7 protein-coding genes are annotated in these 11,964 nt (G+C 52.7%); all 7 read left to right on the forward strand.

From position 1 onward, the window contains the following. Position 1: 1 nt before the first annotated feature. Positions 2-1,585 (forward strand): amidohydrolase family protein, encoded by a 1,584-nt coding sequence (locus tag GT1_RS05045; RefSeq protein ID WP_188397803.1) that lies wholly within the window; start codon positions 2-4, stop codon positions 1,583-1,585. A 44-nt stretch (positions 1,586-1,629) separates the two neighbouring features. Beyond that, a complete protein-coding gene (locus GT1_RS05050) occupies positions 1,630-2,982 on the forward strand; it encodes a nucleobase:cation symporter-2 family protein (RefSeq protein ID WP_188397804.1) in 1,353 nt (450 codons plus the stop codon). A 25-nt stretch (positions 2,983-3,007) separates the two neighbouring features. Next, positions 3,008-4,393 carry a dihydropyrimidinase gene (gene hydA, locus GT1_RS05055; RefSeq protein ID WP_188397805.1) on the forward strand — a complete coding sequence of 462 codons (1,386 nt, stop codon included), beginning with the start codon at positions 3,008-3,010 and terminating at the stop codon, positions 4,391-4,393. A gap of 3 nt (positions 4,394-4,396) precedes the next feature. Further along, positions 4,397-6,952, forward strand: coding sequence for a selenium-dependent xanthine dehydrogenase (gene xdh, locus GT1_RS05060; RefSeq protein WP_188397806.1), 2,556 nt, complete (start codon positions 4,397-4,399; stop codon positions 6,950-6,952). A gap of 52 nt (positions 6,953-7,004) precedes the next feature. After that, on the forward strand, positions 7,005-7,382 hold the full coding sequence (locus GT1_RS05065; RefSeq protein ID WP_188397807.1) for a RidA family protein: 378 nt from the start codon (positions 7,005-7,007) through the stop codon (positions 7,380-7,382). Between the two features lie 87 nt (positions 7,383-7,469). Beyond that, positions 7,470-10,580 (forward strand): putative selenate reductase subunit YgfK, encoded by a 3,111-nt coding sequence (gene ygfK, locus GT1_RS05070; RefSeq protein ID WP_188397808.1) that lies wholly within the window; start codon positions 7,470-7,472, stop codon positions 10,578-10,580. A 12-nt stretch (positions 10,581-10,592) separates the two neighbouring features. Continuing rightward, on the forward strand, positions 10,593-11,924 hold the full coding sequence (ssnA, locus tag GT1_RS05075) for a putative aminohydrolase SsnA (RefSeq protein WP_188397809.1): 1,332 nt from the start codon (positions 10,593-10,595) through the stop codon (positions 11,922-11,924). Positions 11,925-11,964: the final 40 nt, after the last annotated feature.

The raw sequence follows: 11,964 nt of genomic DNA on the forward strand, positions 1-11,964 counted from the left end.
CATGCGAATACTTATAAAAAACGGTATGGTCGTTGACGGCACAGGCGCAAAAGCCTTTGCCGCCAGCGTAGCCATTGAGGGTGAAAAAATTACCGCCATCGGTCAAATCCCGGAGCAGCCGGGCGACAAAGTGATTGATGCTGCCGGTTTGGTAGTTGCCCCCGGTTTTATTGATACCCACAGCCACTCAGACTTAAAAGTGCTGGTGGACCCTTATGTTGAACCTAAAATCCGCCAGGGTGTCACCACCGAGGTGCTGGGGCAGGATGGCATATCTATGGCGCCGTTGCCTGAAGAGTATATCAGTCCCTGGCGCAAGAACCTGGCCGGACTTGACGGTGACAGTGACGACATCGACTGGACCTATGAAACCACAGCAGGCTATCTGGCACTCATGGAGCGCCAGGGGGTTGGTCTAAACCAAAGCTATTTGGTGCCCCATGGCAATATCCGCATGGAGGCCATCGGTCTTGGCAACTGTCAGCCCAACGCCGAAGAAGTCAAAACAATGTGCGCTATCACCAGACGGGAAATGGAAGCAGGAGCCTATGGCTTATCAACCGGTCTTATCTATATGCCTTGCGCCTATTCCGAGACTCAGGAAATTATTGAAATGTGCAAAGTGGTGGCCGAGTATGACGGTGTGTTTGTGGTTCATCAGCGCAGCGAAGCCGACACCATCCTTACTTCGATGGAAGAGGTTATTGAGGTGGGCCGCCAGTCAGGCGTAAAAATTCATTTCTCTCATTTTAAAGTGTGCGGCAAAAAGAACTGGCAGTATATTGACCAGGTCATTGAACTTCTGGAGCAGGCACAGGCCGAAGGCATCCGGGTATCGTTCGACCAGTATCCGTATGTGGCAGGCAGCACCATGCTGGGCGTTATTTTACCGCCCTGGGTGCATGACGGCGGCACTGACAAATTATTGGAACGCTTGCAGGACGCTGAGCTCAGACAAAAAATGATTTATGATATGGAACACGGAATACCCGGCTGGGATAATTTTGTTGATTTTGCCGGCCTTGATCAGATTTTTGTTACCAGTGTCAAAACCGCTGCCAATCAGGACCTTGTAGGAAAAAATCTGGTTGAGATTGGCAAAATCCGTGGTAAAGATCCATATCAGGCTACTTTTGACCTCTTATATCAGGAAGAAAATGCTGTGGGCATGGTAGATTTTTATGGTAAGGAAGAACATGTCATCCGTTTCCTGACCCGTCCTGAACAAAATGTCTGCACAGACGGCCTGCTGGCCGGCAAGCCCCATCCCCGCGTGTTTGGCTCTTTCCCGCGGGTTTTAGGCAAATATGTACGCGAGGAACAGGCGTTGCCGTTAGAAGCGGCTATCCACAAAATGACCGCAAAGCCCGCAGAGGTTTTTGGCTTTACCGGCCGGGGCCGCCTGGTGGCGGACTATTACGCCGATATTGTCGTATTTAATCCGGAAACAGTAAACGATCAGGGCACATATATAGATCCTGTCCAGTATCCGGTAGGCATTGAGCATGTTCTCATCAACGGCAAGCAAGTGATTGAGAACGGGCAATACCATAAAGTGCTGGCAGGGAAAGTACTTCGCAAGTAAATGCGGCGCATTAAAATTGCGAATATTTAAAATGAGGTGTAAATATGGAAAATAAAGTAGCTCCAGTTGATGAAATGCTGCCAAAAGGCCAGTTGTTTACTTATGGATTGCAGCATGTTATGGCCATGTACGCCGGTGCTGTCGCAGTACCGCTTATTATCGCCAATGCATTAAACCTGCCGCGTGAACAAGTAATTTATCTCATTCAATGCGACTTGCTGGTGGGTGGGATTGCTACTCTGATCCAGGCGCTGGGCTTTCTCAATATGGGGATTAAAAGCCCGATTATGCAGGGCGTATCCTTTGCCGCTGTCGCACCGATGATTCTGGTGGGGCAAACCCACGGTTTGCCGGGAATTTTTGGCGGCACGATTGCCGCCGGTTTGATCGGTTATCTGATAAGTCCCTTTTTTAGCCGGCTCATCCGCTTTTTCCCCCGGGTGGTAACAGGCACCATCATTACCCTGATTGGTGTTTCACTGCTGCCGGTTGCCGTGCGCTGGGCCGGTGGCGGCAATGCCGCCGCACCTACCTTTGGCGATTTGCCCAATATTGGCCTGGCCTTTACCGTGCTGGCCATTGTTATTATCCTGTACCGTATGCTCAAAGGCTTCTGGAGCAATATTGCCGTGCTTCTGGGGCTGGTAATCGGCACAATTATCGCCATTCCGCTCGGCATGACCAACTTTGCGCAGGTTTCAACAGCCTCCTGGTTCCAGCTTGTTACCCCGCTTGCCTTTGGTATGCCGATCTTTGATATAACCGCCATTGTTGCCATGACCCTGGCGTTCCTGGTCATCATGACCGAGACCACCGGCGACATTATTGCCGTGGGCGAGATTGTCGACAAACCGGTCACGCGCGATGATTTGACCCGCGGTTTGCGCGCCGACTCGTTTTCCACCTTGCTTGGCGGCATCATGAACACTTTCCCGCATTCGGCTTTTGCTCAAAACGTAGGCCTTTTGGCCCTGACAGGTATCAGAAGCCGCTATGTCGTAGCCGCTGCCGGCATCATCTTAGCCGCACTTGGCCTGTTCCCTAAAGCGGCCGCCATAGTTGCCGCCATCCCTAATCCGGTGCTTGGCGGTGCGGGTATTGCCATGTTTGGTATGGTAGCCACCAGCGGTATCCGTACCCTGGCGAAAGTTAAGTTTGAAGGCAATCACAATGCCATGATTGTAGCCATTAGTTTGGGAGTCGGTCTTATCCCGTTGGCTGCTCCGACTTTCTATCATAAACTGCCGCAATTTGCCCAGTTAATTCTGCACAGCGGCATTACGGCCGGCAGCATTGCCGCCATCGCGCTCAACCTCTTCTTTAATGAACTTGGTACCAAAACTGCTGATGCTGAGCCTGTTGACTCGGAAACGGAATTCAGCAATGACCATAGCTAATTACGGGAAAGGGGAGTAAGTAGATATGGGAATTGTGCTCAGGGGCGGAACAGTCATTACCGCCGATAGTGAGTACCTGGCCGATATCCGGATTGAAGGCAGCACGGTCAGTACCGTCGGTCAAGGCCTTGCCCGGTCCGGTGATACCGTGATCGACGCAGCTGGCTGTTATCTGCTGCCAGGTGGTATTGACCCGCATACTCATTTCGATTTGGATGTCGGCAGCACCAGGACCGCCGACGACTTTGCCAGCGGTACGCAAGCAGCCATCGCCGGTGGTACAACGACAATAATCGATTATGCTGCCCAAGCGCGGGGCGGAACACTGCACGCCGCACTTGCCGAGTGGCATGCAAAAGCTGACGGGAATTGTTATGCCGACTATGGATTTCACATGGGCATTACCGACTACAATCCTGCTGTTGCCGACGAAATGTCGCAAATGGTTGCTGCCGGTGTGACCTCATTCAAAATGTATCTGGCCTATAAGAGCTTAAAGGTTGATGACAAAACTGTCTTCCAGGCTTTACGGCGCAGCCGCGAAATCGGGGCGCTGGTGGGGTTTCACTGCGAAAACGGTGATGCTATCGACATGCTGGTGCAAGAAGCCATCGAAGCCGGTAATACTTCTCCCCGCTATCATGCCCTGACAAGACCGGCAATCGCCGAAGCGGAAGCCACTAACCGGGTTATTGCCCTGGCTGAAATGGCCGGCGCACCGGTATTTATTGTTCACCTTACTTGTAAGGGAGCATTAGAAGCTGTTATCAGAGCCAAATCCCGGGGCATCGCCGTGTATACCGAGACTTGTCCGCAGTATCTGCTGTTAGATGAGTCCTGTTATGCCGCCGACGGTTTTGAGGCTGCCAAATATGTTATGTCGCCGCCGCTGCGTACACTTACCGACCAGGCTGCACTATGGAACGGATTATCTGCCGGATTCTTTGATTGTCTGGCCACCGACCACTGCTCGTTTAACTACCAGGGACAAAAAGAGCTGGGACGACAGGATTTCAGCAAAATTCCCAACGGTGGCCCGGGTGTGGAACACCGGCTGGCGCTTATCTACACCTATGGCGTATTGACTGGTAAAATCACCCTGCAGCAAATGGTCGCACTTACCTCGACCAATGCTGCCAAACTGTTTGGCCTGTTTCCCCGGAAAGGAACCATTGCCCCCGGCAGTGATGCCGACATCGTGGTTTGGAATCCTGATGCGTCCTCAGTGATTACCGCCGCTGCCCAGACGCAGCGGGTGGATTATACCCCTTATGAAGGGTGGCGGCAGCGTGGCAGAGCCGAATATGTATTTCTGCGAGGCCGCGAAGTGGCAAAAGGCGGCACCATCCGCCAAGAGGCGCTGGGAGAATATCTTAGCCGCAAACCTTTCCCGATCAGAAGGGAGGATTAATTTATGTATACTTTTAGGCTTAACGGCCAGGAAACAACCGTTGACCAGGATATAAACCTAATGGAATACCTCAGAGATTACGCCCGGCTTACTTCGGTAAAAAACGGCTGTGGCGAAGGCGCCTGCGGCGCGTGCATGGTATTGCTCGACGGAAAAGCCATGCGGGCCTGTATTTTGACCACAGCTAAAACCAACGGCAAAACCCTGCTGACAGTCGAGGGCTTGTCGGAGAAGGAAAAAAATATCTATAGCTGGGCGTTTGCGACCGCCGGTGCGGTCCAATGCGGTTTCTGCATTCCGGGAATGGTCATCAGCGCCAAGGGGCTGCTGGACAAAGTGCCTGACCCGAGCCGCGCTGAAGTAAAAAAAGCGCTGCATAGCAACCTGTGCCGCTGTACCGGGTATGTAAAAATCGAACAGGCGGTGTTGATGGCTGCCAAAGCCCTGCGTGAAGGCTTTGAGCCGCCGGCCAGCACCGCCTACCGGGTGGGCGAAAGAATGCTGCGGGTGGATGCCAAGGAAAAAGTGCTGGGTACTGCCGAGTATATTGACGACATGTATCTTGACGGTATGCTGCACGCCGCCATCTTACGCGCCCCCCGGGCCCGGGCATTAATTAAAAAAATCGATATTTCGGCGGCACTAGCCTTGCCGGGCGTGGAAGCCGTCATTACCGCAAAGGATATTCCCGGCCGCCGCGAACAGGGCCACATCATTCCCGACTGGCCGGCCTTTATTGCCGAAGGCGAAGAAACCCGCTATATTGGTGATGCGCTGGCCGCTGTGGCCGCCACCAGCAAAAAAATAGCCCAGGAAGCTGTTAAGCTGATCAAACTGGACTATGAAGAACTGAAACCGCTGACTTCGCCGCGGGAGGCTCTGGCTGAGGATGCGCCCAAGATTCATGCCAAGGGCAACCTGCTGGCCAAAACCGTGCTTACACGCGGCAATGTCGATGAAGCTATTGCCAAAGCCAAATATGTGGTAACCCAGCGGTATACCACGCCGGCAACCGAGCATGCCTTCCTGGAACCGGAAAGCTCAGTTGCTGTGCCTAATGCCGACGGCACCCTGACAGTATATGCCGGCGGACAGAATGTTTACGACGATCACCATGGTATTGTTTCCCTGCTGGGTGTCGGGGACAGTCAGGTGCGGGTCATGGCTAAGATGATCGGCGGCGGCTTTGGCGGCAAAGAGGATTTGTCCGTACAGCACCATGCGGCGCTGCTTGCCTGGCATACCAAGAAACCGGTGAAAAATACCTTAAGCAGACAGGAAAGCATTAATGTGCATCCCAAACGTCATGCCGCAGAAATGACCTTCACGACAGCTTGTGACGAAAATGGCATACTTACCGCCATGAAAGCCGAGATTATTGCCGATACCGGTGCTTACGCCTCCTTAGGCGGACCTGTGCTGCAGCGGGCCTGCACCCATGCCGCCGGGCCGTACATAATCGAAAATGTCGACATTGTCGGCTTGGGCGTATATACCAACAACCCGCCTGCCGGCGCTTTTCGCGGCTTTGGCGTAACCCAGTCCTGCTTCGCCATGGAATGCAATATCAATATGCTGGCCGAAAAAGTCGGGATTTCTCAGTGGGAAATTCGCTGGCGTAACGCCATTGAACCAGGCAAGGTACTTCCCAATGGTCAGATTGCCGACGACAGCACGGCGCTGAAAGAGACTTTGCTGGCTGTTAAAGAAGTCTTTGAATCCAGTCCGTATGCCGGGCTTGCCTGTGCCATGAAAAATGCCGGCATTGGTGTTGGCCTGCCGGACATTGGCCGGGCTAAAATCAGAATCGAGAATGGTAAAGCTGTCATCCTGACAGGCGCCAGCTGTATCGGACAGGGGCTGATTACCGTCATGACCCAGATTGCCTGCGAGACAACCGGCCTGGACGACGAGCTGTTTACCTATATTATGCCAGACACGTATTTGACTCCCAATGCCGGTACCACCACCGCCTCCCGCCAGACGGTATTTACCGGTGAAGCCATACGGCAAGCGTCCCTGCTCTTCAAGGAAGCTCTGGCAACAGCAACCCTGGCAGAACTGGAAGGCAGGGAGTTTTATGGAGAATTTTCCGGCATTACCGATCCCATGGGCTCAGATAAGCCCAATCCGGTCAGTCACGTAGCCTACGGCTATGCCAGTCAGGTGGTTATTTTGGACGACGAGGGCAAGCTGGTGAAAGTGGTGGCCGCCCATGATGTCGGCAAACCCATTAACCCGACAGGCGTTGAAGGCCAGATTGAAGGCGGTGTTGTTATGGGACTGGGCTATGCCCTGACCGAAGACTTCCCGCTCAAAGACGGCGTGCCGATGATCAAATATGGCACACTTGGTCTGTTCCGCGCCGGCAATGTGCCGGAAATTGAGAACATAATCATCGGCAAAAATGAAGCCGAATTAGCCTATGGTTCCAAAGGTGTAGGGGAAATCACCACAATTCCGACAGCTCCGGCAGTTGCCGCCGCCTATTACCGCAAGGACGGTAAACTCCGCCCGGATCTGCCGCTGGCAGATACCCCCTACAGCCGCAAAAAATAAATTGCGCAACACAACTACTATATAACCTAAATCTTAAGGAGGTAATTTTACCATGAAAAAAGTTGTTAACACTGAGAAAGCACCGGCCGCCATCGGCCCATATTCCCAAGCTATTAAAGCCAACGGTTTGATCTTTGTCTCCGGCCAGCTCCCGGTTAATCCGGCGGATGGCAGCATTCCAACCGATGTGGAAGCCCAGGCGAAACAATCCCTGGAAAATGTGGCTGCCATCTTAGCCAGCGAAGGTCTTACTACCGATGATGTGGTTAAAACCACCGTGTTTATCAAGAATATGAATGATTTTGCCGCTATTAACGGCGTATATGCCCAATATTTCACCAAAGATTTCCCGGCCCGCGCTTGCGTGGAAGTGGCGCGTTTGCCGAAAGATGTGCTGGTGGAAGTAGAAGCCATCGCCTTGTGCAAATAAAGATAGAGCCCTACTGTTGACAGCAAGGTTGCCGCGTAACAGCGCGGCAATCTTACCCCGCCATATTATTATTAGGAGGAATAGTACATGGGAGATTTAATGAGACCTGTCCCCTTGAAGGAGCTTGTTGCCCGGATTTTTGAAGAATATGCGGCCGAGCGCGCGGTTTTCGGACTGCCTGCCAGCCAGTTTTTCCAAAAAGATAATAATAAAACCTTCTCGCTCTTTGGTGAAACCATTGAAACCGCAGTAGGACCTGCAGCCGGCCCGCACACCCAGCTGGCCCAAAATATTGTCACTTCCTACCTTGCCGGTGCTAGGTTTATTGAGCTCAAAACCGTGCAGGAGCATGAGCCGCCGGTTGCCAAACCGTGTATTGATGCCGATGATGAGGGTTTTAACACCGAGTGGTCCAGTGAGTATCCTGTGGAAAAAGCCTACGAAGAATATATTAAGGCCTGGGTATTGCTGCATCTGGTGGAAGAGTCTTTTGGACTTGCCAAAAGCGGCAAACGCTCCTTTATTTTTAACATGAGCGCAGGCTATAACCTGGAAGGCATTCAATCGCCGCGTATGGACGCCTATCTTACCGATATGCGGGACGCTTCCCGGCATCCGTACTTCAAACAATGTTTAGCCGAGATCGGCGAACTGGTTGCCGACGGCAGCTTCTTAAAAGGCACCGGCTTTGAGTTCCGCCTGCCGGCACTGCAGGGCTTGCCTGAGCGCATTTCCCCCAATGTCTGTCAGTCCATTACCTTATCGACAATGCATGGCTGCCCGCCTGCGGAAATTGAGCGGATTTGTGTATATATGCTGACTGACAAGAAAATTGATATGTACGTAAAGCTCAACCCCACCCTTTTAACCTATAAAGGTGTCCGGAACATATTAGACAGCATCGGCTTTGATTATATTGAACTGTCGGAAGAAGCCTTTGATCATGACCTGCAATACACTGACGCTGTCCCGATGCTCAAAAGACTGAAAAAAATCGCTGCCGACAACAACCGTTTCTTCGGCGTTAAGCTGACCAATACCTTGGGTTCGGTCAACTTCAAGGGCAAACTGCCTGGCGGCGAAATGTACATGTCAGGCCGTGCCCTCTTCCCGCTGGCCATTAATCTGGCCGCCAAAATATCGGCCGAGTTTGACGGCCAGATGCCCATCTCCTTCTCCGGCGGCATTACCGAACACAATGTGCGCGATGTATTTGCCACCGGTATTAAACCGGTAACTCTGGCGACAGAGGTGCTCAAACCCGGCGGCTATGCCCGGATGGCAGCCATTACCGCCAGCCTGGAGACGGAAAAAGGCTGGGAATTGGACAACATTGACGTAGCAAAGCTGAAAGATTTGGCCGCCAAAGCTTTGACTGCCGACTACTCGCAAAAACAGTACCGCGGCTATACCAAAGTCTTTATTAATAAAGAGCTGCCGCTGTTTGACTGCTATGCCGCGCCCTGTAAAACGGCTTGTCCCATCAACCAGGATGTACCGGAATACATCCGGCTGGTAGGGGAAAAGCGGTATACCGAAGCACTGGCGCTCATTTATGACAAGAATGCGCTGCCCGGTATCACCGGCACTATCTGTGACCATGCCTGCCAGTACAACTGTACCCGTCTGGACTATGAAGGCTGTGTGCGCATCCGCGAGGTCAAGCGACTGGCTGCAGAACAAGGCTGGGAAGAATACCGCAAAAACTATGCGATGCCCAAAACGAAAAATGGGGTGAAGGTGGCTGTTATGGGCGCAGGCCCGGCAGGTTTGGCCTCCGCGTTTTTCCTGGCCCGCCAGGGCTTTAGCGTAACCGTGTATGAAACCCGTGAAAGTGCCGGCGGCACGGTGAAGCATGTGATTCCTCATTACCGCATCAGCCGTGACACCATTGAGCAGGATATCGACTTTATCAAAGAGCATGGGGTGGAATTTGTCTTTAACTCCAGCCCTGAGCTTACTCCGGCCCAGCTCAAAAAACAAGGCTACGACTATGTCATTGTTGCCGTAGGTGCAGGCGCCGACAAACCCTTCCAGCTTAAAGCCGAAGGCGACAAAAAGCCGCAGATCATTACGGCGCTGAATTTCCTGGCCCAGTTTAACAAAGACGCAGCCGCTCTTAATTTAGGCAAAACCGTTGTGACAATTGGCGCCGGCAATACGGCCATGGATGCCAGCCGCACCGCCTTGCGGATTGCAGGGGTGGAAACCAGCTCTATCGTCTATCGCCGCTCCATTAACGAAATGCCTGCCGACCATGCCGAATACAACCTGGCTGTAGGCGACAACGTCGATTTTAACTTCCTGGTTAACCCGGAAAAAATTGATGCCCAGGGCAACCTGGTCTGCCAGGTTATGAAGCTGGGTAAAGCCGATGCCAGCGGCCGCCGCCAGCCTGAACCTACCGGCGAATACAAAGTCTTTACAGCCGATACCATCATCATTTCTATTGGCGAAGACATCAATACCGCTTTGCTTGCCAAACTGGGCATTACCAGCAAAGACCAGCACCAGACGAACATGGAGAAGGTATATCTGGCCGGTGACGCCCGCCAGGGTGCTTCCTCCATCGTAAGATGCATAGCTGACGGCCGCAAGGTAGCTGATGCCATCTGCAAGCAGGAAAATATTGAACCGGCACCCAATGCCGGCAAACAAGGCAAAGCCAGCTGTGAACAGGCCAAAGCTATTGCCGCCAAGAAATTCGGCCTGACCTATCCTTCAGACCTGCCGGCCGAAGGCCCGGGCAAGGTGGACCCGGCGACAGGCGACAGGGAATTCAATCGCTGCGTCGAGTGTAACTATATCTGCAACAAGTGTGTCGAGGTTTGCCCCAACCGCGCTAACCTGGCGGTTCGCATCGATAATGGCTTTACTAACTACAGCCAGATTGTCCACCTGGATGCCTTCTGTAACGAATGCGGCAACTGCGGCGGCTTCTGCCCGTGGGACGGCCGTCCATACACTGACAAAATCACGGTATTCAGCCGCCGGGATGACTTTGACCACAGCGAAAACAACGGCTTCCTGGTAGACGGCAATACAGTAACCGTTCGCGCCAACGGTCAGGTTACCGAGCATAAGCTGGAAAACAATCAGCTTAAAGCAACAGGCAATGACACCTTTGACCATATGGCCCAGGTATTTAATTACCTGTATACTAACCGGCCGGCGCTGTTCGGCCGCGTAGAGGAATAAGGGGGGACAATTGTGCTAGTATTAAAAAACGCCACAGTTGTTGAATTTCAGCCGGCTTCTATTCAATCCGGCGTAGATATTGTCATCGACGGCAGCAAGATTGCTGCCGTCGGCGTGGGCGCCGCTGCCAACTATCAGGCCGACCGCGTGCTTGATATGCAAGGCAAGCTGGTTATGCCAGGCATTGTTTGCAGCCACAATCATTTCTACTCCGGCCTGGCCCGGGGCATCACCGCCAATATTGCTCCCAGCCCCGATTTCGTCTCGGTGCTGAGAAACCTCTGGTGGCGGCTGGATCTGGCCATTGACGAGGAAATCCTCTATTACAGCGGGATGGTATGCTCGCTGGAAGCCATCCGCTGCGGCACCACTGCCGTTATTGACCATCATGCTTCGCCGGCCTTTCTCAAAGGCTCATTGAAAACACTTAAAAAAGCCTTTGAAGAAACCGGTCTGCGCGGTATTACCTGCTATGAAACCACCGACCGCAACGACGGGCTGAAAGAAGTGGAAGCCGGCGTTCAGGAAAATGTCGATTTTGCCAAGCTGTGCGAAAGTGACAAGCAGGCAACCGGCGGCAATCATCTGGTAGAAGCCATGATTGGCGGTCATGCTCCTGTTACCATGCCTGACAGCGCCCTCAAATTAATGGCCGATGCCGTGCGGGAAACCGGACGCGGTGTTCACGTCCATGTCGCCGAGGACCGTTATGATGTGTCTCACAGCCATCATATGTATGGCAAAGATGTCATTGTCCGGCTCAATGACGCCGGGTTAATTAACGATAAGGCACTCCTGGTGCATGGCGTATACCTGTCAGATGCGGACATTGAGATCATCAACGCCAAAGACGCTTTCCTGGCTCACAACGCCCGCTCCAACATGAACAATAATGTTGGCTACAGTTCCAAACTGCCTATGTACAAAAACCTGGTACTGGGAACTGACGGTATGGGCAGCGATATGTGGGAAGAAATGAAATTTGCCTTCTTCAAGCATAAAGATGCTGCCGGCCCCATGTGGCCTGACAGTTATCTGAAGTTCCTGTTTAACGGCAACGAGATTTTGAAGCGCTACTTTGCCGCCGACTTTGGCCGGGTTGCTCCCGGCTGCAAGGCAGATTTGACTGTGCTTGACTATCAGGCGCCCACACCGCTTGTGCCTGGCAACATTGGCGGACACATTGCCTTTGGCATGGACTCCCGCGATGTAACCACCGTTATTATCAACGGCAAGGTTGTATTGGAAAATAGACAGTTTGCCTTTGATGTCAGTCCGATTTATGCCAACGCCCGTAAGGCGGCCCAGCGTCTGTGGGACAATATGGATAAACTGCCCCGATAGCCTTATCAGGTTGATGAATTCCTATAATTTGCTTCAAGCT

It is taken from the genome of Sporomusa sp. GT1, assembly GCF_014634905.1.
Classification (GTDB): domain Bacteria; phylum Bacillota; class Negativicutes; order Sporomusales; family Sporomusaceae; genus Sporomusa; species Sporomusa sphaeroides.